This is a genomic window from Streptomyces sp. NPDC056373, assembly GCF_042262425.1.
GTDB lineage: Bacteria > Actinomycetota > Actinomycetes > Streptomycetales > Streptomycetaceae > Streptomyces.
Genome location: NZ_JBHJPX010000003.1, coordinates 275,791 through 301,125, shown reverse-complemented (window position 1 = coordinate 301,125; position 25,335 = coordinate 275,791). Strand labels below are relative to the sequence as shown.

At 69.7% G+C, this 25,335-nt stretch carries 16 protein-coding genes; 5 read left to right on the top strand and 11 right to left on the bottom strand.

What is annotated here, in order from left to right; translation table 11 throughout:
- Positions 1-20: 20 nt before the first annotated feature.
- From ACFCXS_RS08180 to ACFCXS_RS08170, 3 genes are all read left to right on the top strand, one after another.
- The gene (locus tag ACFCXS_RS08180) at positions 21-446 is read left to right on the top strand and encodes a hypothetical protein (RefSeq protein WP_376642224.1); all 426 of its coding nucleotides are present in this window, start codon (positions 21-23) and stop codon (positions 444-446) included.
- A gap of 82 nt (positions 447-528) precedes the next feature.
- A complete protein-coding gene (locus ACFCXS_RS08175; protein ID WP_376642223.1) occupies positions 529-1,383 on the top strand; it encodes an inositol monophosphatase family protein in 855 nt (284 codons plus the stop codon).
- Between the two features lie 19 nt (positions 1,384-1,402).
- Positions 1,403-2,668: a hypothetical protein gene (locus tag ACFCXS_RS08170; protein WP_376642222.1), complete on the top strand. Its 1,266-nt coding sequence runs from the start codon at positions 1,403-1,405 to the stop codon at positions 2,666-2,668.
- Here the strand turns inward: ACFCXS_RS08170 and ACFCXS_RS08165 are convergent.
- Together ACFCXS_RS08165 and ACFCXS_RS08160 are read right to left on the bottom strand one after the other, a co-directional pair.
- Entirely contained in the window at positions 2,640-3,056 is a 417-nt protein-coding gene (locus tag ACFCXS_RS08165) for a hypothetical protein (protein ID WP_376642221.1), read from the bottom strand. The genes ACFCXS_RS08170 and ACFCXS_RS08165 overlap by 29 nt on opposite strands.
- Positions 3,056-3,385: a hypothetical protein gene (locus ACFCXS_RS08160; RefSeq protein ID WP_376642220.1), complete on the bottom strand. Its 330-nt coding sequence runs from the start codon at positions 3,383-3,385 to the stop codon at positions 3,056-3,058. The genes ACFCXS_RS08165 and ACFCXS_RS08160 overlap by 1 nt, the downstream gene beginning before the upstream one ends.
- A 153-nt stretch (positions 3,386-3,538) precedes the next feature.
- On the opposite strand from ACFCXS_RS08160, the gene ACFCXS_RS08155 reads away from it, so the two are divergent.
- Positions 3,539-3,796 carry a winged helix-turn-helix domain-containing protein gene (locus ACFCXS_RS08155; protein ID WP_376642219.1) on the top strand — a complete coding sequence of 86 codons (258 nt, stop codon included), beginning with the start codon at positions 3,539-3,541 and terminating at the stop codon, positions 3,794-3,796.
- A 28-nt stretch (positions 3,797-3,824) separates the two neighbouring features.
- On the opposite strand, the gene pglX is transcribed toward ACFCXS_RS08155, so the two are convergent.
- The 9 genes from pglX to ACFCXS_RS08110 all read right to left on the bottom strand — a co-directional run bounded on the left by pglX (position 3,825) and on the right by ACFCXS_RS08110 (position 22,856).
- Positions 3,825-7,652 carry a BREX-2 system adenine-specific DNA-methyltransferase PglX gene (pglX, locus tag ACFCXS_RS08150; RefSeq protein WP_376642218.1) on the bottom strand — a complete coding sequence of 1,276 codons (3,828 nt, stop codon included), beginning with the start codon at positions 7,650-7,652 and terminating at the stop codon, positions 3,825-3,827.
- Between the two features lie 157 nt (positions 7,653-7,809).
- Complete coding sequence (locus tag ACFCXS_RS08145) at positions 7,810-9,282, bottom strand: hypothetical protein (RefSeq protein ID WP_376642217.1); 1,473 nt, start codon at positions 9,280-9,282, stop codon at positions 7,810-7,812.
- A complete protein-coding gene (locus ACFCXS_RS08140; RefSeq protein WP_376642216.1) occupies positions 9,279-10,688 on the bottom strand; it encodes a tyrosine-protein kinase family protein in 1,410 nt (469 codons plus the stop codon). Before ACFCXS_RS08140 ends, ACFCXS_RS08145 begins: the two co-directional genes overlap by 4 nt.
- A complete protein-coding gene (locus ACFCXS_RS08135; RefSeq protein WP_376642215.1) occupies positions 10,688-11,173 on the bottom strand; it encodes a hypothetical protein in 486 nt (161 codons plus the stop codon). Before ACFCXS_RS08135 ends, ACFCXS_RS08140 begins: the two co-directional genes overlap by 1 nt.
- A gap of 76 nt (positions 11,174-11,249) precedes the next feature.
- Positions 11,250-15,713, bottom strand: a complete 4,464-nt coding sequence (gene pglW / locus ACFCXS_RS08130; RefSeq protein WP_376642214.1) for a BREX system serine/threonine kinase PglW — start codon at positions 15,711-15,713, stop codon at positions 11,250-11,252.
- Between the two features lie 330 nt (positions 15,714-16,043).
- Positions 16,044-17,480, bottom strand: a complete 1,437-nt coding sequence (locus ACFCXS_RS08125) for a S28 family serine protease (RefSeq protein WP_376642213.1) — start codon at positions 17,478-17,480, stop codon at positions 16,044-16,046.
- A gap of 134 nt (positions 17,481-17,614) precedes the next feature.
- Positions 17,615-18,007 (bottom strand): hypothetical protein, encoded by a 393-nt coding sequence (locus ACFCXS_RS08120; RefSeq protein WP_376642212.1) that lies wholly within the window; start codon positions 18,005-18,007, stop codon positions 17,615-17,617.
- Positions 18,008-18,150: 143 nt separating this feature from the next.
- The gene (locus ACFCXS_RS08115) at positions 18,151-21,870 is read right to left on the bottom strand and encodes an ABC transporter ATP-binding protein (protein ID WP_376642211.1); all 3,720 of its coding nucleotides are present in this window, start codon (positions 21,868-21,870) and stop codon (positions 18,151-18,153) included.
- Between the two features lie 134 nt (positions 21,871-22,004).
- Positions 22,005-22,856, bottom strand: a complete 852-nt coding sequence (locus tag ACFCXS_RS08110) for a serine hydrolase (RefSeq protein ID WP_376642210.1) — start codon at positions 22,854-22,856, stop codon at positions 22,005-22,007.
- A gap of 144 nt (positions 22,857-23,000) precedes the next feature.
- On the opposite strand from ACFCXS_RS08110, the gene ACFCXS_RS08105 reads away from it, so the two are divergent.
- The gene (locus ACFCXS_RS08105) at positions 23,001-25,295 is read left to right on the top strand and encodes a glycosyltransferase family 39 protein (protein WP_376642209.1); all 2,295 of its coding nucleotides are present in this window, start codon (positions 23,001-23,003) and stop codon (positions 25,293-25,295) included.
- Positions 25,296-25,335: the final 40 nt, after the last annotated feature.

The window sequence follows — 25,335 nt, the reverse complement described above, 5'->3', positions numbered from 1 at the left end:
TAACTAAAGGCAGGTATCACATGTTCCTGATGGGCGCGTTGCTGGCTGCAGGTCTGGTCACTGCAGTGGTGGGCATCGTGGTGGTCCCCATCCTGCTGAGCCACCCGCCGCTGCCCGTGCCCAGAATCTACGCGCTTGTCGCCTTGATCCTGGCTTCCTCGGCGGTGGCGGTGTACTGCTACGGCTGGTTCTCCGTCACCGCTGGAGGGCCTTTCCCTGAACTGTGCACGAGCCGGAACGACGCCGGCGCCGACTTGGCGGCCATCAAGCAACAGTACTGGCCCCTTCGAAACGTCTGCGTGTACTCCGACGGGTCGACCATGGAGTACGTCTCGATGTCGGTCACCGTGTGCGTATGCCTGCTGGCGGGTGCCGCCCTCGTCTCGGCCGGCACCTCCGTATACCTGCGCAGCCGGCGTACCGCCGTCTTCCGCGGCTGTCCGTGACTGTGCCAAGGTGCTGCCCGAGCCCTTGGCGCAGTCAAACGCGCACGCACCGTCACCGCTCTGAGCCGCAGGAGGATTCTTGATGTCCGTTGCCCAGTTGTGGGACGACCTCGCCGAGCGGCTTCATCCGGTCTTCGCGGAGTACCGCGGCCACATCGCGGATCTCCCCGTCGAGGTCAAGGCCGACAAGACCCTCCTCACGGAGGCGGACGTCACGGTCCAGCAGATCATCATCGACGCGATCCGGGCGAGGGAGCCGGCCGCCGTGGTCATCGCGGAGGAGGACGAACGCCAGGGCACGCGGGATGAGGTGGCGAGCGCCGGCGGCCGGGTCTGGGTGATCGATCCCATCGACGGAACAGCGGAGTTCGTCCAGGAAGGTCGAGTCGAGTTCTGCTCGGTGGTGTGCCTGCTGGAGGACTGGCTGCCTGTGTCGGCCTTCGTCCTCGCCCCGGAACTCGGGGCGGGGAGCACTCCACTCGTCGTGACGGCGGATGCGCGTGAGCGTCGACTCACTCTCAATGGCGAAGTCGTCACTCCCCCCGCCCGTCCCGGCCGGGAACGGTGGATCTCCGCCACCCGCAGCGAGGGGGCACCTCCCCGGGGTTTCGACCCGGAGGCCGAGAAGGCGGGGTTCCTCCTCAAGACGCGCACGACTTCCCAGACGCTCGACATGGTCCGCACCGCCGTCGACCTCAGCCTCCACACAGACTCCCCCCTGCCGCCTTTCGAGCTGTTCTGGCGACGTAAGCAGAAGGTGTGGGACGGGATCGCAGGCCTGTGCCTCGGCACGGCCGCGGGACTGCGCCACTGCGACGAGAACGGCCAACCGCTTTCAGCGGCTCCGGCCTTCTTCAGCCAGGCCGAGCCCGTCTTCGCCTCCACGGTCATGGGGAAGCCGGAGATCGTCTCCTGGTTCCTCGACGCACCTCACTGACGCACAGAGCGGTCGGCCGATGACACAGCGGAACACAGACGTCCTCCTCGATGTCACGTCCTTCATCAGCGCGGAGGACTTCCTGCTGGCCCAGAACAGGGCCGCGCAGCCCGACGATCCGTTCGCCCGGCAGTGCTTCGTGGAGATCGTGCAGTCGCTCATCTTCATGTCCCGGGTCCACGTGGCGCACCCCGTGCTGTCGAACCCGCGCCCGGAGGACTTCGGCGAGCGGCCCCTGCTGTTGCGCGAACTCATGCGCGCGGGCCTCGCCCATACGCTCCAGGCCGACCGCGACCAGCAGCAACGCGCGGCGGACCTGGTGGATACCGCTCTGCGTGATCTCGAAAGCGTCCACGGGATCACCAGCATGGCGCGCTTCGTGGAACAGGCGTTCACCATCGACCGTGCCAGCGCCGGATCACAGACCGCCCTGTCCACCCGCTTACGCGGCTGGAGCTCGTTCCAGGAACAGAAGGTCCGGAGCACCACCGGCCACCACTCCGACCGCATCCCCACCCGGGACGGGGTCGAAGAGGACGGCTTTGGAGACTGGGCTCGCGCCGCGGCGGTCATCCTCGCGGGACCGTTGCGGGACATCACGGCTCCCGGCCAGGGCAAGTACCTCATGGCCACCCTCGCGAGAGGCATGAAGTACCAGGCCCGAGCGGAAGCGGCCGAGATGACGTACCAGTCACACCCACTCCGCAGGGACTTCTCCCTCACGTTCGACCTCACTCGTGACGGAGCGGAAGGCGACGCCGTACTCGACCTCATCCAGGCGGTGCGGGGTATTCACGACACCCTCAGCCGCGCCGCCGGGCAGGGCGACGCCCATCGGGTGCGGTTGCTCGAACTGGAACTGCCCCTGCTGGGAGGGAGGCTGTGGGAACCGGCTGAGGCCGGCCGCCTCGACGACCAGCGCTGGATTGCCCTCGTCGTCCGGCGCGTATGCGAATACCGCGAGCGGGCCGCAGACCTTCGGCAGGCCGTGGAGCGCTGCGTCACCGACGAGGACTATCTGCGGCTCGCTCGCGACATCGAAGGCGTGAAGCATCAACTCCTTGATCGTCTGGGGCTGCGCAAGGCCGAGATGTCGCCCATGGAGATGGAGATGGTGAACTCGGTGGCGTCCGTAACCCAGGTGGCGACGGGCGTGCCCGTCGTCAGTGGTCTGTGGTTCGGGGCGCGGACCCTGGGCAAGCAGTTCGCGTTCGTGGGGTCTCAGTCCTTCCAGCGGTTCCTATACAAGGAGTTCCTCAACGCGTGGAAGCGGGCGGGTCGCTGACGGGGCCGCGTCCTTGGTCTCCGGCGTTCTCTGTGCCCTTGGTGTCTTCGGCGTTCTCGGCTTCCTCGGTCTCCCCTGTGTCCGGTACCGGCAGGCGAGCCCCGCGGGACTCGGCGACGCGGAGGGCGTCGGTCAGGCACTCGGCGAGCCGGAGTCCCGCGTAACGGACCTCGGTGTACGGCGAGGTCGGGTCGTCCAGCACCTTGCGGGCGAGGCCGAGCACGTCAGTCGCGGTGGCGAGCTGCACGGCTTCCATGTTGTCGGCGAGGCGGGAGAGGTAGCCGCCGTTGTCGCCCGTGGACAGGTAACACGGTTTGCCGTCCGGGGAGGGCCAGGGCAGCAGGCGCAGGGGGGTCGGGGGTGTGAGGTGGTGTGCCGGTGGGGTCATCAGACGGCCACCCCCTGGGCGCCGATCAGGTACTCGTCCGGGTCGATGCCGAAGTCGGCGACGAGGTCGAGGTCGAGGTGGCGGCACCGCCAGAGGGCGGCCTCCTGTGCGTGGGCGAGGAGGTAGGGGCGCACGAGGCGGGAGTCGGCGCCGTCGAGGGGGGTGGGGAGGCCGTAGGGCGAGCGGGGATGAGGGAGGTATGCAGGTGGGGGTGTGATGTGGCGTACGGCGGTGGGGTGCGGTTGGTGGGGGGTGCGGCGGTGTTTGCCGGTGCCGGGGGTGAGTAGGAAGCCCAGCCAATGGGCGGTTCGGCGGATAAGGTTCCGCATGTCGGTCTGCTCCGTTCAGATCGGCCACTCCCCCGGACGGCTTGCACCCGTCGCGGGGGTTTTCTAAGGCATGTACCACGGTACGCCATGGGTGCCATTGGTGCACCATGGGCCGCCGATCCGGGTTCCGGTGCACCAGGCGAAGCTGAGGGCATGGCCCAGTACGAATGGCAGCGGATCGCACACGCCATTGAGGAAGAGATCAGGTCGGGACGCATCCCGCCCGGCGGAGCACTGTCCAGCATCACGCGGCTCGCCGAGACATACGGCGTTGCCGACCGAACCATCCGGCGCGCACTCCGGGACCTGCGCGAGCGAGGACTCATTGAGACCCTGCCGCACAAGGGGTCTTTCGTGGTTGATGTGCTACCGCCCGCCGACGCGGGCGAGGAAGACGGGACTGCCGACTGACGGCAGCCCCGTCCCGACCTTCCAACCGCTACTCCGCGACCCTGCGCCCGCCCCGCTTCTTCTCAGGTCGCCAGTCGCCGAGTTCGGCCTCCGAGAGGCGGCGGTTGGCGAGGCCTCGGTTCAGTGCGGTCTGGAACTCCTTGGCGGGGTTGTCGCCCCACTCCTCGTCGTGCTTGTCGTACCACTGGCGGACCCAGGGCATGACCTCCAGGAGCCCGGCCAGCAGCGGGACGAAACGCGGGTCTTCCCTGGGCCAACCGTCCACATTCTCACGGTCGTTGATCAGATTGACCAGCGCCTCGGCCTGGTCACGGTGGTTCCAGCCGGCCCAGCCGAGAAGGAGGGACGGGTCTCCGTCCGGGGAGACGCCGGGATAGGAGATGAACCGCTCCTTCGGCACGTCGAGCTTGCCGCGGTTGGACCAGTAGGAGTGCTTGAGGAAGTCGGCGCTCGTGTACTTCGGGGGCACCTTGATGCTCAGGCGTTCCCCGGTGCGGTCCTCCTCCCGCTGCTGTTCCCACACTCGCTCCCACTGAGCGCGCTTGCGCAAGCCGGACTCCTTGTAGCGGAGGGCGGCGAGGTGCGGGACGTGCTCGGGTTCGATGACGGCCGCGAGGACGGAGGCGAGGGAGGCGTCGGGCTTGTCGAGATGGTCTGCGGCGTAAAGCGCGGCAACCGCCTGGACGTCCTCGTCGTGGCGCAGGGCATCGGCGAGTTGGAAGACGGTGAGTGTGCGGGGCGAGGTGTAGTCGCCGCGCTCCTCGAACCACAGGTCCTCGCGCTCGGCAGCGTCCAGCAGCCAACCGCGGAGGGCGGCGGCCTCCCGCTTCTTCCAGGGTTCGGTTGACCAGCGTCGCTTGTACTCAGGGCGCTCGATCAGCCGGATATCCTTGTTGGACTCAATGATGTCGAGCCGCGCCTTCACGACCTGCTTGTAGGCGTCGGGCCACTTGTCCGGTACGTCGGCGACGGCGGTCTTGGCAGAGTCGTGCCGATCGAACCAGGCAGTTTCGACTTCGCCTGCGTCGACCTTTCCCTTCAAGACGATCTCGAAGGCTCGCTGCCCGAGTTTGAGTTTCTCCGGCACCTCGGCGTCGCTCAGCTCGACAGGGTTACCGGGCAGCGTGGTCCGGGTGACCTCCTTAGGAGTGAGCAGGCCATAGACGCCGTACACGGTCCAGTCCAGCTCCTCTTGCAGGAGGATCATGCGGGAGCGGATGCGCTCCTGAGCGCCCTTCGCATCAATCAAGGCGCCACGGTTCGGGGCGCCAGAGGCAGCGATGACGGAGGGTTCGTGCTCGGCAAACTCTCGAGCTAGACGATCGAGTTCGCGGGCGTAAACCAGAGGGAGGTCCGGAGGTAGGGGGAATTTCAAGAGTTTCGTCGCGTTGAACTGATAGAAGCGCTCCCAAGCCTGCGACTTGAACCCTTCATTGACCCCCTGGCTTCCCTTGTCGTGACTGACTTGCTTCAACCAAAAACACGCCGTTGAGGAATTAAGCAAGCCCGTCAATCCAAGGTAGTCATCTTCGCCATTCGGGGAATCAAGGAGAATGACGGGGGCGGTTTGCTTGAATACTCGCCCACCTCGATGCAGGGAGAAGTTGTTATGTGTTGCGACCTCTGCGTACGCCACGAGAAACTCTGACCAATAGCGCTTCGGGGTAAAGCTAGAATATTCGTACCAGGTAAGCCCCTGATCTTCCTGCGTGCCAGCCAGAGCCTTCCGGTTATTAAGAAGGGTGCGGGCTGCCCAGAGGACCCTTTCTTCTGCGGTGGTAATCTCAGCAGTCCGAGACAGGTCACTATATGGGAAGATTGCCAGATTATTTGATTCGATGCTCCAATCGCGAATATCACTTCCCCCGATGGATGGGCGCACACGTTCCTGTCGAATGCCGAGGCGTCGATTGGCGTCATGAAGCTCGTAGGCATCGTCCTCGCGCGTGACTGCGCAGAATCCGATGCTATCAACGCGTGACTTCAGGTGGACTTTTGCAGCGTCACTGAGATGCTTCATGACATCAGAAGCGCCGCCGCCGGAAAGTGACCACGGGTGCGCGGCAAAGGAGCTACGGTCTGCGTCGACAACTGAAACCCACTCGGACTCGCTACCAGGGTTCCGAGCCTGCCGAAGAATTGCTTGCCAAACGATCCCTTGAGCGGCGTCGCTAGGGTGCCCAGGCTCCCCTCGCATCCCCAGCACAGCCCGAATTGGATTCGCCTGCCGTGCCACCTGATGCCGCCCAACAAGAATTACTGTCGGCGTTCCGTGCCCCGGAATATATGCGCCCGACGTATCAATAATGTGCGTCAGCTCTAGACCCGGGTAAGCATCTCGTCGCTTAGTATTCGGATCCTTATACGGCCCCCCATGAAAGAACGACTCAATCAGAACCTTGCCAAACTCCCGCTTCATGAACGAGTTCGCCGTAATCTGACCGGTGTAACCCCCGTCCCGGTGGCTACCACCAGCCCGCACCGCAAGCTCGAAAATCCTCTGGGCGAACGGAACGGACAGCGCGTACTGCCGCGAGCATGCCCAGTACGCCTTCCGATAGTTCTCGTTCTCCTGCTTGTCCTTCACGGTGATGTACGGCGGATTCCCCACCACCACGTGATACGACCCGCGCCCCAGCAGGTCCACTTCCTTTACGTACTCGTCGACGTCCTCCGTCCGGTACGTGAACACCTCGCCCCGCTCGACATCGTCCAGCGTCTGTCCTGCGCCCTGTCCCGCGTCCCGCCCGTGCAGCAGCGAGTCCGCCACCGCCACCCGCACCGGCATCGAAGGCATACGCCGCAACTCCCGCTCGCCGCCCTCCTTCAGCGCGGCCACCAGCAACCGGAACCGCGCGATGGACACCGCGTACGGGTTCTTGTCCGCCCCGTGGACCGACTCCAGGGCACGGCGGATGAGCCGCCACTTGTCCGTGCCAGGCTCCAGTTCCCGCCACTTTTTCAGCAGCCGGTGGAACATGCCCAGCAGGAAGTGCCCCGACCCGCACGCCGGGTCGATGCAGCGCAGGCCACGGACCTCGCCGTCGTCGTCCACCTCACCCCGCCACCCATCCGGTCGGTGCTTCCACACCGGGTCGAGGCCGAACTCCTCCACCGCCGGTTCCAGCGTCAGGTCGAGGATGAACTCCTCCACAAACACCGGCGTCTGAAGCAGCGCATAGGTCTTGCGGGCGTACTCGGAAAGGTGCTGGTAGAGGTCGCCGAGGAAACGCGTGTCCAGCTCGGGGTCCGTGAAGTCGTAGCGGATCTCGCCGTCCGCGCCCCGCTCACGCCAGAAGGCAAGCAGCCGCCGGGCAGCCGTGTACGACGGTGTGACCTCCCACATGGGGTTGTGCCGCTCGTCGAAGAGGGCCGCCGCCGTGGGATGCGCGTCGGCGAGGGCCTTGAAGGACGCCTTCAGCCAGTCGCGGTCGTTCTGCTCCGGGTGGATGCGGAAGTGGTCGTCGTGGCGGTCCTGGGCCTCGGCCAGCCGGTCCTCGGTGCCCGAGGGGCCCTCACGGCGCGAGGGGCCTGACAGCCAGGCCTCCGGGATCAGGCCGTTGTCCTCGCTGAAGCGGACGAAGACGCAGGCCAGCACCCATGCCGCGGCGATCTGGACCAGACGGTCCTCCAGCCAGCTCTCGTAGTGCTGAGGAGCAGTACGTGCCGACTCCACGGCATCGTCGTACTCCGCCCGCAGTGCGCCCTCGAACTCCTCCAGCGCAGCCCGCTCCCTGAGGTCCTCGACCAGCAGTGCGACCTGCTTCTGCAAGTCCTTGCGCAGCGCCTCCCACTTCTCGCGGCTCAGCGACGCACCCCGCTCGCCCTGCTCACCACGGGCTTCCTCAGACGACACCGGCGGAACCTCTCCATCCAGAACAAACCTGCCGTGACCACAGACGTAGCCGCACGGCCGCACCGCTCTGTAGCTACACCGCGGCACCCGCCCATCCTGCCAGCCCGGTGAGACAAACCGGGAGCGGCGGGCGGCCTCACAGACTCCCCGACCCGGTCTACGCCTTCGGCCGCGGCACGCCCCCCTTGCGGCCCAGGCCGAACGCGATCCGGTACACGTCCGGCAGGTCCAGGCGGCCGTCGCTGCGGGGCTTGGTCATCACGCCCAGTTCGATCAGTTCGGTGATCAGCCGGGGCAGGTCCTGCGGGTCGCGCGGGCCGGTGCGGACCTTGTCCGGGGTGTCCGCCTGGGCGTACTGCGCGCCTTCCTCGGCCAGTCTGGCGGGCAGGCCCGCGTCCTTCCACGCGCCGAGCACCGTCGGCTCCGGGATCGGAACCTGGTAGTCGGCGAGCGGCTCTATCGCCAGCCGGACCCAGGGGGTGTCCTCCTTGACCTCCTTCACACGCCGCACCGACGCCTGCTGTACGCCCGCACGGATGGCTTCGTGGTGCAGGGCCCGCTCATGTGCCGGGTGTTTCGTGCGCGTGGTCTCGGCAGCGGTGGACAGGGACTCCAGGAAGCTGCGAGGGCTGACCTGTCCGCGGCCGTCCATGAGGTGGTTCGGCAGCCAGTCGTACGTCCTACCCCTGCGGACGTTGTTGCCCATGAGCGGGTCGGCGATCTCCTCGAAGACGCGTTTCTGGGTCTCCGGGTCGCCGGACAGCAGCGGTGGCGGGGCATGGCGGGCGCCGGCGGCCTCGGGCAGCCAGCCTCCGGTGATCGTGCGGAAGCGCTCCGCCGTGTCTCCCTCCTCGTTGCCGAGGTAGTGGAACAGCAGGCCGTAAAGGTCGGAGTGGGTCCACTCCAGGCCGGCCGAGTAGGCCGACAGCTTGGACGCGTCGGCGAAGTGGTGGCTTGCGGCCTCGAACATGTCTGGGCGGACGAACACCTTCAGGCGGATGTTGCGGGTGGCGAAGCGCATCAGGAGGGCCAGCCGCAGGATGCCGCTGATCAGCCGGTCCGCCTGCCTGCGGTCGCTGTGGAGGTGCTCCAGGGCGTCGAAGAGGAGCAGGTGGACGATGTTCTCGTCGTAGGCCTGGCGGTCCGCCTGCTCGATGGTGCGCTCGGCCGGGCCGGGGTGGGCGCGCACCCAGGCGATCTTGGCGGACCACTCGGTCAGATCCCGCAGTTCGGGCAGGCCCAGCGCGGTGAGCAGGACCGTGTACCAGACGTCGTACGGGTCCTCGCCGGCCTCCAGCAGGCTGCCCAGGACCAGCGGGCCTGGGTAGCACTCGGACCGCATGGCCAGGCCGTATCCGGGATGCACCCGGAGCCGGTTCAGGCGGTTGATGCGGTACTCCTTGGCGGCGACGGAGCGCAGGGTCTCGTCGAGCAGCGACCAGTACCAGAACGTCTTGCCGACGCCCCGGCCGCCCTGCACCACCACGTTGTCCACGTAGAGGGCGCTGCGGTGCGAGTCGGGGGTGAAGAGGGTGTGGGGCGTGGGGTGGCGGGCGTCGCCCGTGATGGCGTCCGCCAGGGCCGCCGACAGCAGGTCCCGGTACTCGTGTGCGGACAGGGCCTCGGTCATCGTGTTCCTTCCGGGTCCCCGAGGGCGTCCTCGATCAGCGGGGTGACGGTGGCCAGGAACTCACGGTACGCGGCCTGGACGAACGCCCGGTCCCACCAGTCCGGCGCGTTCACCGAGTCCATGCCCACCAGGCCCTGGTCGAAAAGGATCGGGGCGGGCGAGTGCGGGGCCCAGTCGTCGTTCAGGGAGGGCGCGAAGGGCACCGCGTCCGACGAATCGTCGGGCGGGCCGTCACCGCCTCCCACCTCACCCGGCGCGACCTCGTCGTAGAGCACCTGGCAGCAGGCGAAGGCATGCTCCCGGAACGACTTCAGGTAGTCCCGCATCGAGAAGTGGACGGAGTCCGGCACCATCGACGCCACCATGCGCAGCTTCTCGCGGATGCGGGGCGCCTGACCAGTGGACTGCCACGCGGTGAACAGGTCGCCGTAGCCCGCCCAGGTCTGGGTGTTGTCGGCCGCGAACAGCAGTGCCGCGTCACACAGCTGGGAGATCGTCACGGCGGCGATGTCGTGAATGCCGGCCCGGCTGTCCAGCAGGACGACGTCGGGGCGGCGGCCGGTGTCGCCGTCCCGCTCGATCGCGTCCTCGCAGGCCTCGATCGCCTGCTCCAGGCGACGCCTGAAGGACACGCCGGGCAGGTCGGAGTAGACGCGGTTCAGTTTGTCGACGTAGGTGTACGGCATGCCGGGCGTGCCCTCGCCGCGGGCGGGGGCGACCCAGAGTTCGCCGTAACGGTGGCGAGGGTCGTAAGGGGTGCGCGTCACCAGCTCCAAGCCCTCGGCGTTGCCTACCGCGGCCTCCACCAGGTGGTCCACGATGCCGTGGCGGGGCATGTTACGGCCCGCGAGCAGCGGGCCGGCGCCCGGGGACTCCAGGTCGAGGTCGACCACCAGGACGGCGTGGCCCCGGTCGGCCAGGTGCCGTGCGAGGACCGCGGTCGCCGTGGTCCGGCCGACGCCGCCCTTGAAGCCGTACACCGCCGTGCGGTGGCCGCGGGTGCGACCCGCGTCGGGGTCGGGTGCGCTCACCCTGGCCCAGTCCTCGCCGACCACGGTGTTGTCGAGGATGTGGACTGTGCCTGCCCCCTCGGCTGCCGGTCCGGCGGGGTCGGCGACCACTCTGCGGGAGCGCAGTACGGCGTCGGCGGAGAACATCTGCGAGGCCCGGACCACCGGCTCGTCGGACCGGTATCGGCCGAGGTGGCCGGTGAACTCCGCTTCCCAGGAGCCGAGGAGCCGGGCCGCCTCCTGCTCCCTGCCGGTGTCGTCGACGACGAGGGAAAACCGTCCGAGCACATCCCTCACCAGGACGACGTCAAAACCCTGCCCGGCCACGGTGCGGGCGGCCTCAGCGGCGTAATGCCCCGCCGCGTCGAAGCCGACGGGGAAGGATGGAGACGTCATCACGTGAGCTTTCCGTTACGTCGGGCCTCTTGGTGCAGAACGAGAATGCGGTGTGCGGCGGTCCGGCGACGCTCCACCATCTCGGCCTGGGCGTAACCGCCGTCGTAGTAGCGAAACTTGACGTGCCACTTCTTGAAGACACGCAGGTCGCCGTCGAGTACCGCGTGGAGCTGTGCCCCGGCCCGGCCGTGCGCCAGCAGTCCGATGTCCCTGATCAGCTCGTTGACATGGCCGAACTCGATGATCCGGCCAGGGTCCCCGGGGTTCTCGGCCCAAGGCTTGGACGACGGCTTCGCCTCACCGGGCTTGGGGTCCATGCTCACCTCGGTGAACCGCAGCAGCAGGCTCTTCGTCGCGCATTCCGCCGCGAAGCCGTAGAGGTGGTCCGCGGCGGGCAGCCGCCCGTCGTCGCGGAGGTAGTCGGCGTCCCGGAAGTGGCGCTCCCCGGCGGAGGCGAAGTGGTCTTCCTGCTTGAGTTCCGGCACCCGACGATCTTAGGTCGGGCACTGGGCGGAGGTGAGGCGAATCCGGGGACAAGGTGCTTGCCGGATCGGGCGGTTGTCAGCCGGTCGCCCTCAACTTCCCCGCCTCTTCGCCCCTTTCCGTCCGCTCGGCCACAGGCGCCTGGCCCTTCAGCTCCTTCAGGAACAGCCCGCGCAGAGGCTCCCATTCGCTGGCGCGGTCCACGACGTCCACGGTGCGGCCGTCCAGTGCCGGTGAGAGTTCCGGGTCCTCCATCGGCACCAGCAGCCACAGGCCGTAGGGGGCGTCCGCCGGGCGCCGGGCGGCCTCCTGGAGCGCGACCAGGGCCTCACTTCCGCCGGATGTCCAGTAGCGGGCCATGAGGGACGCCTCGTGGGCAAGAAGCACCGTGCGCGGGCCCGTACGCTCCGCCAGCGCGGCGGCACGGGTGACAAGCCGCTCGGAGGCCACGCGCGTGTACGACGCGAGACCTGCGCCGATCGTGCCGGAGCCGGTCAGCGCGGCGTCCGCCCGCAGAAGCGCCTGCCACTCCACCCCGTGCTCCGCGGCCAGCTCCCGCAGCACACCGAGGAACAACTCGTCCATCGACACCGGTACGACCCCGAAGCGCTCCGCCAGTCGCTGTGCCACGCCGGGCAGTTCCGGACCCTTGACGGTCAGGGCAAGGAAGCCGCCGCGCCTGCGGGCCGCCTCCAGCCGGGCGGCCATCAGCCGGCGCGGGTCCCGCCCCAGCGCCAGCTCGCTCTGCGCCGCGCGCATCAGGCTGCCGGTGCTGGTCAGTGCGGATACCGCTGATCCGGCGGCCCTCGTGTCCGCCGTCTCGCGGGCACGCGGCATGAACCGCTTGCGCTGATGGTCGTAGTCGAGCGGGAAGTCGGTCTGTGCCAGGGCCTCTTCCAGCTCCACGTACGTCGTGTCGGCCAGGACCGACAGACCGGGGAAACGCGCACGGATGCGGGTCACCAGGTCCGCGGTGCTGATGCCGTCGCCCGCGCGTACCCCCGCGGGGGCCTGGGAGATACGTAGCGCGCGGGCCAGATCGAGGTCGAACGGGTACAGCTCCAGTCGCGGCGAGACCCCGACATCACCAGCCATGGCCGCCGCCAGGTCGACGAGCCTGGTGTCGGCCAGGGACATCATGCCGTCGGGGGCGGGCACCGCACGCAGCTCACGCAGCACCGTCGCCCGGCCCGGCAGCGGGTCACGGACGGCCAGTTTCGCCGCGGCCGCGCCGAGAGCGGCGGCGTAGTCGGCGAGTTCGGCGGGGGTCGGGTCGTCGGAGCCGGGCTGGTCCTCCAGAGCCAGCACCACCCGGCCGCCGCGCCGCAGGAGATCGAGCCTGTTGGGGGGTTCGACGTCTGCGGTGGCCTCGTCTCGTTTCCGGGTCTCCGTGTCCACCGCAGCGCGTACCACGGCGAGCGCCTGAGCCAGGCTGTCGGCGGCCTCGTCCTCCTCCGCCGCGCCGTGCCGGGCGCGCAGCTCGCCGGCGAGTTCCTCGGCGGTCATCACCCTGCCCTGCTCGGACAGGATGGCGATCAGCTCGTTGCGGACGCGCATCAGCCACGGCAGGGCCGCCCACTGCTCGACCGCGGCCAGCTGGTGCTTGGAGACCGTGGGCTGGCTGATGCCAAGGGCCTTGGCGATGGCCGACTGGGCGGGCCACGCCTCCAAAGGGGCACCGCCGGGAAGCTGGAGCATGGTCCGTACGACGTCCGCGCTCTTGGACCGGCGCTTGCCCTCCGGAGGCGTGAGCCGGGCGGCAAGCGTCTCCACCGACTCCAGCGCCTCTTCGGGTGCGTCGGCCGGAACCGTCACCGGCCTGCGGGTGGCAGGGCGCTTGCGCAGGGCCTGCGTCCACTGGCGGTGCCGCCGGTTGAGCTCCTTGCGGATCAGATTGCCCGCTCCCCGCGCACGGGAGATCGCGTGCGGAGGGACCTCCAGCAGAGCCTTCACGGTCGACGCGCCCAGCCCCGCGGCCACGGACACCGCACGGGGCGACAGGCCGGCCGCCTCCAGCGGAGTGTCCAGATCCGCCGCCGCGGCGGCCTGCTCGCGGGCGTCCTCGATGTCCTCCGCCACCATGCCGACCGTGGCGGGCGTGGTGGCCGGGGGGGCCGCGTCGGCCCTGCGGAAGATCCGGCGCCACGCCTCCTGCATGTCGCGCAGGCTGTCGTAGCGCTGCTCCACGTCGCGGTGCAGCGCACGCTCGAAGAACTCGGTCAGGCCCTCACTCAGCGCCTGGTCGAACAGCTCACCGGCGACGTACAGCTTGGCGTCGAGCACCGTGCGCGGGTCGATCTGGCCGTCCCCCCACACCGGACGCACACCCGAGGCCATCTCGTGCAGGGTGACCGCGGCGGCGTACCACTCAGCGTGATCGTCGTAGCGCTCGCGGCGGCTGTCACCGAGGAACGGGTCGAGATAGCCGCGGGTGCCCGCGTGCAGGTCCTGGTCGGGCGCGTCGGCCAGGGAGAAGTCGAACAGCATCAGCTGCCAGGACCCGTCGCTGCGCTTGAACAGGCCCAGGTTGTCCGGCTTGATGTCGCGGTGCCGCACCCCTCGGGCGGCGAGGCTGTCGAGGGCGGCGAAGAGATCGTTGCCGAAGCGCTCCAGCTGGCCGTAGCCCAGCGCTCCCACCCCGCGCAGCCGGGAGCCGAGGCTGACCGGGTCCTTGTCGGTGGGTGAACGGAAACCGCCCGCGTACTCGATCTCCAGTACCGTACGGCCGCCAAGATCCCGCGCGTCGGCGAGGAGCTTCACGATGTGGCCGCCGCCGACCTCGCGCAGGGCTCGGGCCTCCGCGTAGAGGCGGGCGTCCTTGTCGTGGTCGAGCGCAATCTTGAAGACGCGGAGGGCGTCTTCCTCGGCGTCCGGCTCGTCCCCGATTCGCCGGACCAGCAGGGCACGGGCGGTCGCGCCGGTGCCCAGCACCCGGGCGACCGTCCAGGCGTCGCCGAGCGACTGGCCCGGCTGGACGGTCAGCGGGTCCGGCACCGGCGCCCCGGACGGTTCGGGGGTCGCCGCGTCGGCCTCGGCCGCATCGAGCAGGCGCAGGAACTCCTCGGCTGACGGCAGCCGGTACCGGGCGTCGGTCTGCGTGGCCTGGAAGATCAGGTCGTCCAGGGCCGCGGAGATGCCGTCGGCCACCGCGTACGGGTGCAGTCCGCCCTCGGCGGCCAGCCGGTCCACGAGGGCGCTGCGCCGGTCGGCCGGCGGACGTCCGGTGAGCAGCAGGTAGGCGAGGCTGCCCAGACCGAAGACATCGAGGTCGACGGGGTCGGCGAACTCCTGGTCCGTCTCTGGCGCGAGATACACCTGGGCGACATCAGCGATCAGCCCGGCGTCCAGCGGGGTGTCCCCCAACGAGCGGTGCAGTGTGGTCTCGAAATCACGGGCGGCCGTCTGCCAGTCAGCGATCCGCAGCACCGGCTCGGAGCCGTCCTCCCGCGCCGACACGTACACCGAGCGCGCGGACAGGGCGCGATGGTACAGGGACCGGTTGTGCGCGTAGCGCACCGCCTCAGCGAGCTGCCGTACCAGGTCAAGGCGGACCTCGGGGGTCAGCCGACCGCCGTACGCGTCGAGGTAGGCGTCGAGGCGCAGGTCCGAGGCGCGGTGGCGGAAAAGGATCGCCGGGCCGCTGACATGCTCGCGGATCTGGACGGCCTGAACGATGCCGCGGTGGTTGATGCCCTGCAGGACCTGGTACTCGCGCAGGGCCGCTCGGTCCACCGCCTGCCGCTGCTGCGCCGACGCGGCCTCTCCGACCAGGTATATCCGTACCCGGCCGTACTCCTGGACCAGGCGGTCGTCCCGTTCGGCGAGCCGGTCCTCCCAGCCGGGGCCCGCGTCGAGGGCCCGCGGCTCAAGGCGCCAGCCGTCCCCGAAACGCAGGTGCGCCGTCGAGTGGCTGACACCGATCCGCTTCATGAGCGTTTCGAGGAACTGGACCTTCTGCGGCGTGATGCGCCAGCTCTCGCGCTCGGGCGGAAGGCCCAGCAAGGCGTCCCAGACCCCAGGCAGGCCACTGCCGCCACCGTTGCGGCCGAATACCGAGGTCCGCTGGAACTCGTCGAGCTCGCTGACGAGATCCGGGCTGTGCAGGAACACGGCCGGCTTGATGAAGGGCACCCGGCGCGGGTCCGAGCCCATCGCACGGGCCGCCCGCTCGAGCTGGCCCTTGAGCTCCTTGGCCTTGAGGTCGGTCAGATGCAGAGGGCTCTTGAGCGTCCGGACCCGGTCCCCGTGGAACTGCCAGGTGTCACCATGGTTCACCAGCCGCCCCGGATGGCCCTTCAGCTCCAGCAGGTACAGCCCTCCGGGCACCGCGATCAGCAGATCGCACTCGTTGACGCGCCCGGACGGGCCGGTGAACTGGAACGTCACCCACGCACGGTACGGCTCGGCGTCCGGCATCAGCTGCCGCACGTGCTCCAGGCCCTCCTGCTCCCATGCGAAGCCGGAGCGCCGGGGCTGGAACCAGCGGGTACGACGGGGCGGCGGGCCCGGCTTCGGTGCGGACGGCCGCTCGGCTGGCGTCACCGGGAGACCTCCTGCTTCTGGTCGAATGGGCACAGCCAGGCGTCAAGGACCTGGTTACGGTGACATGCCCTCGTCCGCCGATTTTGGCCGCGATCTGCGTTCTCGCGGAAGTAAATGCACCTTGCTCGGTGCTCAGGAAAGCATCGTAGTCGGTCCTGGTCGGCCGGTTGGGCGCTGTGGAAAGCGGGCCATTCGATCATGGGAGAACCTCGCCTGCCGAAGCTGGCTTCCTCTGGAGAGGCGACGAGGCCGAGGACTGGACGCCAGACATGCGAACCGCCTCCCGTTTCCCAGTGGGCCGAGAGGCGGTCGAGTACGGGGAGCGGGCGGCTACGGGCGCAGCGTCATCTCGCGCTGCACGTCCCGCTTGTCGAGCTTGGCGTCGAACTTCGCCAGCGGCTTCGCCGCCTGCGGGTCGGCCTGCACCGCGCCGGGCGCGACACCGGCCCAGTCGAGGATGCGGGCGGTGGCGAGGGCCTTCTGCTCGGGCACGAGGCCCGCGACGTTGGCGCCGTGGTTCATGCCGGGGGCGGTGAAGACGTAGGAGTCCTTCGCGCCCTTGCCCACGCGGAACGGCTCCGCGCCCCACGGGTCGTTCTGGCCGTAGACGAACAGCATGTGGCGGGCGTTGTGCCGGACCCAGGTGTCCACGTCACGCATCGCCGACGGCTGGAACTTCATGGGGATGTCCCGGGGGACGAAGTTCCGGGGCGGCTGGTAGCCGTAGCGGATGTACCGCTTCTCGACGTGCGGGAACTGGATGGTCGGCGCGCCGAGCTGGGTGCCGGCCTGGTAGTAGTACGGCGTGTAGGTGCTCAGGCCCTGGTCGGCGTAGGCGGAGAAGCCGGAGATGGTGTCGACGGAGTCCCAGATCGCGTCGTCGGTGGCGTTCTTGGCGTCGGCCGGGATCTGGTCGCAGTCGGACAGCAGGCTGTACTGCCAGAAGCCCCACACGTAGTCGAGGACGGTGGCCTCGTAGGCCTTGTCCAGGCTGCCGATGGTGGTGAAGGTGAGGCCGTTCTCCTCGGCGTAGGCGGCGTACTTCTTCTCCAGCGGCTCGCGGCGCACCAGCGCCTCGCGCTGCACGGCGTTCAGCCGGTCGCGGCACTCCTTGGTGCCGACGCGGGCGAAGAAGCGGTCGTAGGCCGAGTCCTCGTGGTTCACCACGTCGTTGGGGGCGACGTAGGCGACGACGCCGTCCATGTCCCGCGGGTAGAAGCGCTCGTAGTAGGTGGCGGTCATGCCGCCCTTGGAGCCGCCCGTGGAGATCCACTTCTTGCCGTAGATGCCCTTCAGCGCCTTGAAGACGCGGTGCTGGTCGCCGGCGGCCTGCCAGATGTCCAGCTTGGACCAGTCGGCCGGGGCCGGCCGGGACGGGGTGAAGAAGCGGTACTCCAGGGAGATCTGGTTGCCGTCCACGATCTGGGTGGGCTCGCTGCGGCGGGGCGTCGTGGAGACGTTGTAGCCGCTGGTGAAGAACACCGTCGGGCGCGAGACGTCCTTGTGCAGCACGGTGATGCGCTGCTGGAACGTGCCCTTGGAGGGCTTGCGGTGGTCGACCGGCTGCGTGTAGTTCAGGACGAAGAAGCGGTAGCCGGTGTACGGCTTCTCCTCCACCAGGCTCATGCCCGGTATGGAGAGCAGTCTCTCCTTGATGTCGGTGGTGCTGTCGGTGCCGGCGGCGTCGGCGGCGGTGGCCGCTCCCGCCGTGCCCAGTGTGCCTATGAGCACCGTGAGCGCCAGCAGCCATCTGAGCGCCTTGCGCATGCGCACTCCCCTGTGAGACAGATGTGCGCCGGAAGCTAGCGGACCAACTCACCGGAGCACCAGGGGACATAGGGAAAACCCTGTGCGCGCGGGCGTGTTACGGGGGCGTCAGTACAGGTTAGAGGGGTGCGGCGTCAGCAGAGGATCCAGCCGGAGCTGAACTTCCCCCGGCCGACCTGTCCCTTGAGCCAGACGCAGCGGCGCCCGGCGTGCACGGTCACCGGGCCGGCGTGGTGGGCGTACCTGCCCTGGTCCACGACCGGCCGGTTGCCGCGCGCCTGCACGCTCACCGACATCGTGCGCCGGGCGCCGGGCTTCTTGGTGAGGGTGGCGGCGCAGACGTAGCCGCCGCGCTTGTAGACGAGCACGGTCCCGGTGGAGAACGGCAGGGTGCGGACCTTGCGCCCGGGGCAGAGCGCGTGGGTCGCCGCCTGCGCCTCGCCCGGGGCCGCGACGGCGAGCAGCCCGGAGGCGGTCAGCACGGCCAGCCCGAGCCCGAGCCGCCGGCGTATCGCTCCACTGTGCACTGTCGTCCTCCCGTACCGCGTCGTCTGCGACCGTCGGCGTACGCCTATGGGGAGTCCCCCGCGACCATCGGCGTACGCATGTACGGACGCATGACGTATGTCGGATGGTTGCACGAGCGTTACGGAAACGCGGTCAGGGGTGCTCAGCGGGACACGCCGACCGGCTCCTCCGGCTCTGCGGCGCCGATGAAGGTCCGCCACAGCTGCGCGTACCGCCCGCCGCGCGCGATGAGCTCCTCGTGCGTGCCGTCCTCGGCGACCCGGCCGTGGTCCATGACGACGACCCGGTCGGCGCGGGCGGCGGTGGTGAGGCGGTGGGCGACGACCAGGGTCGTGCGGCGGCCGGCGAGGCGGTCGGTGGCCTGGTTGACCTGTGCCTCGGTGGCCAGGTCCAGAGCGGCCGTGGCCTCGTCGAGCAGCAGCACGTCCGGGTCGACCAGCTCGGCGCGGGCCAGCGCGATCAGCTGGCGCTGCCCGGCGGACAGGTTGCGGCCGCGCTCGGCGACCTCGTGGAGGTAGCCGCCCTCCAGGGTGGCGATCATGTCGTGCGCGCCGACCGCACGGGCCGCCGCCTCGACCTCGGCATCCGTGGCGTCGGGACGGCCGTAGGCGATGGCGTCGCGCACGGTGCCCTGGAAGAGGTACGCCTCCTGCGGGACGACCCCCAGACGGTGCCGGTACGAGGTGAGGTCCAGGGCCCGCAGGTCGGTGCCGTCGACGGTGACCCGGCCGCCGGTGGGGTCGTAGAAGCGGGCCACGAGCTTGACGAGGGTCGACTTGCCCGCGCCGGTCTCGCCGACGAAGGCGACCGTCTGCCCGGCCGGGATCCGCAGGTCGACCCCGCCCAGGGCCTCCTCGTCGGTCCCGTAGGCGAAGTGCACGTCCTCGAAGGCGATGTCGCCGCGCAGCGACAGGACCTCCAGCGGTTCGTCGGCGGACTTCGTCGACGTCGGCTCCCGGAGCAGCTCCTGGATGCGGCCCAGCGAGACGGTCGCCTGCTGGTAGCCGTCGAAGACCTGGGAGAGCTGCTGCACGGGCGCGAAGAACAGGTCGATGTAGAGCAGGTACGCCACCAGCGAGCCGATGGCGAGCGTCCCGTCGTCGACCCGGGCCCCGCCCACGATCAGCACCGCGGCGGCCGCCACCGACGACAGGAACTGCACGAACGGGAAGTACACCGAGATCAGCCACTGGCCCCGGATGCGGGCCTGACGGTAGCTGTGGCTGCGCTCGGCGAACCGCCGCCCGCCGTCCCCCTCACGCCGGAAGGCCTGCACGATCCGCAGCCCGGACACCGACTCCTGCAGATCGGCGTTGACCACCGACACGCGTTCGCGGGCCAGCTCGTACGCCTTCACGCTCGCCCGGCGGAAGAAGAACGTGGCGATGATCAGCGGCGGCAGCGTCGCGAAGACGACCAGCGCGAGCTGCACGTCGAGCACCAGCAGCGCGACCATGATCCCGAAGAAGGTGACGACCGAGACGAAGGCCGTGACCAGGCCCGTCTGCAAGAACGTCGACAGCGCGTCGACGTCGGTCGTCATCCGGGTCATGATCCGCCCGGTCAGCTCGCGCTCGTAGTAGTCGAGCCCGAGGCGCTGGAGCTGGGAGAAGATCTTCAGCCGGAGCGAGTACAGGACCCGCTCGCCGGTGCGCCCGGTCATCCGGGTCTCGCCGATCTGGGCCGCCCACTGCACGACCACCGTCAGCAGCCCCAGCAGGGCCGCCGCCCACACGGCGCCGAGCGCGGCCTCGGTGACGCCCGAGTCGATGCCGTGCCGGATCAGCACCGGCAGCAGCAGGCCCATGCCCGCGTCGGTGGCGACCAGGGCGAGGCTGATCAGCAGCGGCAGCCCGAAGCCGCGCAGCAGCCGGCGCAGACCGTAGGAGTCCTCCGGCCGGACGGCCCTCGCCTCGTCGACGTCCGGGACGTCGGTGGCCGGGGGCAGCGCCTCGACCTGGGCGAGCAGCTCGGGGGTGGCCGGGCTCTCCGCGAGGGCGGTGTCCTTGCGCTCGCGGTCACCGGTCCACAGCCTGGGGGTCACCCCGCGCTCGGCGTCGAACTCGGCGTCCAGCTCGTCCCGGACGGAGGTGTCCTCCTGCGGGCAGGCCGGCGGGGTGTGGCCCGGGGAGACCGCGCCCAGCTCGTCGGGGTCGGTGAGCAGGCGCCGGTAGAGGGCGGAGCGCTCCTGGAGCTCCTCGTGGGTGCCGATGTCGGCGAGGCGGCCGCCGTCCAGGACGGCGATGCGGTCGGCGAGGTTCAGGGTGGAGCGGCGGTGGGCGATCAGCAGGGTGGTGCGGCCCCTCATGACGCCCTTCAGGGCCTCGTGGATCTCGTGCTCGACCCGGGCGTCCACCGCGGAGGTGGCGTCGTCCAGGACCAGCAGGCGCGGGTCGCTGAGGATGGCGCGGGCGAGGGCGACGCGCTGGCGCTGTCCGCCGGAGAGGGTGAGGCCGTGCTCGCCGACGGTGGTGTCGTAGCCCTCGGGCAGCTCGGTGATGAAACGGTCCGCCTGGGCGGCGCGGGCGGCCTTCTCGATCTCCTCGAGGGTCGCGTCCGGGCGGCCGTAGGCGATGTTGTTGCGGACCGTGTCGGAGAAGAGGAACGAGTCCTCCGGGACCAGCCCGATCGCCGCCCGCAGGGACTCCAGGGACAGCTCGCGCACGTCGTGGCCGCCGACCAGGACGGCCCCGCGGGAGACGTCGTAGAAGCGCGGCAGCAGCAGGGAGACCGTGGACTTCCCGGAGCCGGAGGAACCGACCACGGCGAGGATCTCGCCCGGGCGGATCTCGAAGCTCAGCCCGTCGAGGACCGGCCGGCCGGCGTCGTAGCCGAAGGAGACGTCGTCGAACTCGACCGTCGCGGGGGCGTCGGCGGGCAGGTCCTTGTGACCGTCCTCGATCGACGGCTCGGTGTCGATCAGCTCCAGGACCCGCTCGGTCCCGGCCCGGGCCTGCTGGCCGACGGTGAGCACCACCGCGAGCATGCGGACCGGTCCGACCAGCTGCGCGAGGTAGGTGGAGAAGGCGACGAACGTGCCGAGCGTGATGTGCCCGCGCACCGCCAGCCAGCCGCCGAGGGCGAGCATCGCGACCTGGCCGAGCGCGGGGACGGCCTGCAAAGCCGGGGTGTAGACCGAGTTCAGGCGGATGGTGCGCAGCCGCCCCGCGAACAGCCGGCGGCCGACCTCGCGGAGCTTGCCCGTCTCCTGCTCCTCCTGGCCGAAGCCCTTCACCACGCGGACGCCGCTGACGGCGCCGTCGACCACGCCCGCGACGGCGGCGGCCTGGGCCTGGGCGTACCAGGTGGAGGGGTGCAGCCGGGTGCGGCTGCGCTTGGCGATCCACCACAGGGCGGGCGCGACGGCCAGGGCGACCAGGGTGAGCGGCACGGACAGCCACGCCATGATCGCCAGCGAGAGCAGGAAGAGCATGAAGTTCCCGATGGTCATCGGGAGCATGAAGAGCAGGCCCTGGATCAGCTGGAGGTCGCTGGTGGCACGGCCGACGACCTGGCCGGTGGACAGCTCGTCCTGGCGGCGGCCGTCGAGCCGGGTGATCGTGCCGTACATCTCCGTCCGCAGGTCGTGCTGGACGTCGAGGGCGAGCCGGCCGCCGTAGTAGCGGCGGATGTAGGTGAGGACGTAGACGACCAGGGCGGCGACGATCAGGAGACCGGCCCAGGTGGTCATGTCCCTGGTGTGGTCGCTGATGACGTCGTCGATGATCACCTTGGTGATCAGGGGCACGAGGGCCATGACGGCCATGCCGGCCAGCGAGGAGCCGAGGGCGAGTACGACGTCCTTCGGGTGGCGCCACGCGTAGGCCCACAGTCGTCGTGCCCATCCCCGTTTCGGTGTCACGCCGGTACCTTCCAGTCGTCCTGCTCTGCCGGAAGGCACCAACGCGATCGGGAGCCGTTTTCATCCCGCCGTAACAGTTTCGATTCCTGTTCGGGTACGAGCGGACGGCGGGGTGAGGGGCGGGCCGGTCCCGGTCAGCTCGCCGCCAGGTCCTTGTGGATGACCTTGGCCACGGCCTGGATGGTGGTGATGCCGTAGTTCATCGTGCTGTTTCCGTGGGTCAGCACCGTCATCACGTAGTCGTGGCCGCCGCCCTTGAACGCGCCGACGCTGTGCACCCGCCACCCGTTGGAGGAGCGCTGCAGCCAGCCGTTCTTGACGGCCACGGTGACGCCCGAGGGCACGCCGTACGGGGTGCCCCAGCGCTGGGACGACACGACCTGGCCCATCAGCTTGAGGATGTAGGACCGCGCGTTGTCGCTCAGGACCGCGTTCTTGGCGGTGAGGAGCTTCAGCAGCTTCTGCTCGTCGGTGACGGTGATCTGCGTCAGGCCCCAGTAGCCGTTCGCCCCGGGCTTGGTCTGCGTCATGCCGGCGGCCGCGAGGAAGTTCTTGATCTTCGTCATGCCGAGCTGCTTCCACAGGGTGGTGGTCGCCGCGTTGTCCGACTTGGTGATCATCGCCTTGGCGAGGGTGTTCTCGCGGTCGGTGAGGTACCGGTTCGATTTCTTCGCGTCCCACAGCAGCGTGGCGAGGACGGTGACCTTGACGACGCTGGCCGAGTCGTAGGCGGAGCTCGCGCGCAGGGTGCAGGTGGTGTTGGTGCTGCGGTCGTGGAGGCCGACGGCGACCGTGCCCTTGCGGGTGGCCAGCGCGGCGGTGATGTCCTTCTTCAGCTTGGTGGCCAGCCCGGCCTTGGCCGAGGTGCAGCTCACGGCCGGAGGGGCTGCGGAGGCGGGCGTGGCGGCGGCTACGAGCGGCACGAGCACGCCGGTACCCACGGCCGCTGCCAGCACTCGCGCACGGCGGGATATCCCAGAAGTCATGCCCCCCTTGACACACGGACGCGGCCGAAAGGTTGCACGGACAACGGGAGCTTGTGCGAGTCGTTACCGGGAGCCGACCGGATTCACAGGCGGCACACGGCTTCGGCACAGCGGCCTCCCACCGGGGCTCCCCACCATGCCGGGGTGACATCTGCCACCGAACCCCAGCTCCGGACCGCCGAGTCCCCGCCGCCCCCGCCGAAGGACGCCGCCCCCGCGCCGCGTTGGTCCCTCCCCGCACTGTTCGCGATCCTCGCCCTGGCGGCGGTCCTCTACTCCTGGAACCTGTCCGGCTCCGGCCTCAACAGCTTCTACAGCGCCGCCGTACTGAGCGGCACCGAGAGCTGGAAGGCCTGGTTCTTCGGCTCGTTGGACGCCGGGAACTTCCTCACCGTCGACAAGCCGCCGCTCGCGCTGATGGTCATGGGCCTGTCCTGCCGGGTCTTCGGCTACGGCACCTGGCAGATGATGGCGCCGATGATCGTGGCCGCGCTGGCCACCATCTGGATCCTGCACACCTCCGTGAAACGGGTGTTCGGGCACGCGGCGGCGGCCGTCGCGGCCCTCGTCCTGGCCCTCACGCCGATCACGGTCGCCATCAACCGGGACAACAACCCCGACACCCTGCTGGTGTTCCTGATGGTGGCCGGTGCGGCTCTGGCCCTGCGTGCCACGCGCGACGGCCGGCTGCTGCCGCTGCTCGGCTCGGCGGCCTGCTTCGGGCTCGCCTTCAACACCAAGATGCTGCAGGGGTACATCGCGCTGCCCGCGGTGTTCGCGGTCCATCTGTACGCGGCGAAGCCGGCCGTGGTGAAGCGCGTCGTCCACCTGGCGCTCGCCGCGGTGGTACTGGCCGTCTCAAGCTTCTGGTGGGCCGCGGCCGTGTCGCTGGTCCCGGCCTCCGAGCGGCCCTACATCGGTGGCTCGACGGACGGCTCCGCCTGGAACCTGATCATGGGCTACAACGGCCTCGGCCGGATCCTCGGCGGCGAGGGCAACGGCGGTGGCGGCGGGGGCGGAGGCGGCGGCTTCTCCGGAACCGCGGGCCTCGGCAGGATGTTCAACGACATCCTCGGCGGTCAGATCTCCTGGCTGATCCCCTTCGCGGGTGTCGCGCTCGCCGGCGGCCTGGTGCTGTGCGGCCGCGCCCCGCGCACCGACGCCACCCGGGCCGCACTCCTGCTCTGGGGCGGCTGGACCCTGCTGCACTACCTGACCTTCGCCCTGGCCGAGGGCACCATGCACCCGTACTACACGACCGCACTCGCCCCGGGCATCGCGGCTCTGTGCGCGGGCGGCGGGGCGCTGCTGCTGCGGGCGTTCCGCTCCGGCGGGCGGTGGGTGTGGGTGCTGCCGCTCGCGCTGGGTGTCACGGCCGTCTGGGCGGCTGTGCTGCTGCGGCGGGCCTCCGGCTGGAACACCTGGCTGTGGCCGGCCGTCCTGGTCGTCATGGCGCTGGCCGTGGTGGGGCTGTTCGCCTTCCGCTCCGGCACCTCGGGACGGCGGCTGCGGCTGCTGGCGGTGTCGGTGACGGCGGCCGTCGTCGCGGCGGTGGCGGGTCCGGCGGCGTACGCCTGGTCGGTCCCCTCGTCGGGAGCGGGCGGCGGCATGGGCGGTACGAATCCGACGGCGGGACCGACCACGGGCAGCGGCTTCGGCGGCCCCGGGGGCGGGGGCGGCCGGGGCTTCCCGGGCGGTGCGGGTGGCGGGGAGCTGCCGGGCGGCGGCGCCCGGCAGGGCGGCAATGCCCAGGCCGGTGACGGCTTCCCCGGGGGGAGCTTTCCCGGTGGCGGGAGGCCGTCGGGTGAGATGCCGTCGGGTGGAATGCCGTCGGGTGGGCAGAGCGGGCAGGCTCCCGAAGGGGCGGGCGGCTCCGGCGGTACGCCCCCGGCCGGAACCGGAACCGACGATGACAACAGCACCGGCACCGGCACCGGCACCGGCACCGGCGGCATGGGGCGTGGCGGCATGGGCGGCGGTGGCGTGAGCAGCGAGCTGATCGCCCACCTGAAGAAGCACCAGGACGGCGCCGAGTGGCTGCTGGCGGTGTCGAGTTCGCAGAGTGCCGCCCAGCTCATCCTGAGCAGCGGGGAGCCCGTCATCTCCATGTGGGGCTGGTCGGGCAGCGACAAGGCGATGACGCTCGCCAAGCTCAAGGAGCTGGTGAAGAAGGGCGAACTGCACTACGTCCAGCTCGGCGGCGGCATGGGCGGCGGCCCGGGCGGCGGCTCCACCGTCAGCTCCGAGGTCACGGCGTGGGTGCAGAAGCACGGCACGGCGGTGAAGGAGAGCGACTACAGCGAGAGCGCGAGCTCAGGCTCTGCTTCCGGTTCCGGTTCCGGTTCCGGTTCCGGTTCTGGTTCCGGTTCTGGTTCCGGTTCCTCGACGGGGTCGAGCCGGTCGGCCGTCTACCGTCTCGACCCGTCCGACGTCGGCTGATCCGCCATAACCCAGCATGATCGAACGGCCCCCGACTTCC

Excerpts from the sequence above, each read along its gene's own strand:
- ACFCXS_RS08145 (WP_376642217.1), bottom strand. The coding sequence starts at position 9,282 with ATGACCGAGGCCCTGTCCGCACACGAGTACCGGGACCTGCTGTCGGCG.
- ACFCXS_RS08180 (WP_376642224.1), top strand. The coding sequence starts at position 21 with ATGTTCCTGATGGGCGCGTTGCTGGCTGCAGGTCTGGTCACTGCAGTG.
- ACFCXS_RS08160 (WP_376642220.1), bottom strand. The coding sequence starts at position 3,385 with ATGCGGAACCTTATCCGCCGAACCGCCCATTGGCTGGGCTTCCTACTC.
- ACFCXS_RS08140 (WP_376642216.1), bottom strand. The coding sequence starts at position 10,688 with ATGACGTCTCCATCCTTCCCCGTCGGCTTCGACGCGGCGGGGCATTAC.
- ACFCXS_RS08155 (WP_376642219.1), top strand. The coding sequence starts at position 3,539 with ATGGCCCAGTACGAATGGCAGCGGATCGCACACGCCATTGAGGAAGAG.
- ACFCXS_RS08170 (WP_376642222.1), top strand. The coding sequence starts at position 1,403 with ATGACACAGCGGAACACAGACGTCCTCCTCGATGTCACGTCCTTCATC.
- ACFCXS_RS08175 (WP_376642223.1), top strand. The coding sequence starts at position 529 with ATGTCCGTTGCCCAGTTGTGGGACGACCTCGCCGAGCGGCTTCATCCG.
- ACFCXS_RS08110 (WP_376642210.1), bottom strand. The coding sequence starts at position 22,856 with ATGACTTCTGGGATATCCCGCCGTGCGCGAGTGCTGGCAGCGGCCGTG.
- ACFCXS_RS08165 (WP_376642221.1), bottom strand. The coding sequence starts at position 3,056 with ATGACCCCACCGGCACACCACCTCACACCCCCGACCCCCCTGCGCCTG.
- ACFCXS_RS08125 (WP_376642213.1), bottom strand. The coding sequence starts at position 17,480 with ATGCGCAAGGCGCTCAGATGGCTGCTGGCGCTCACGGTGCTCATAGGC.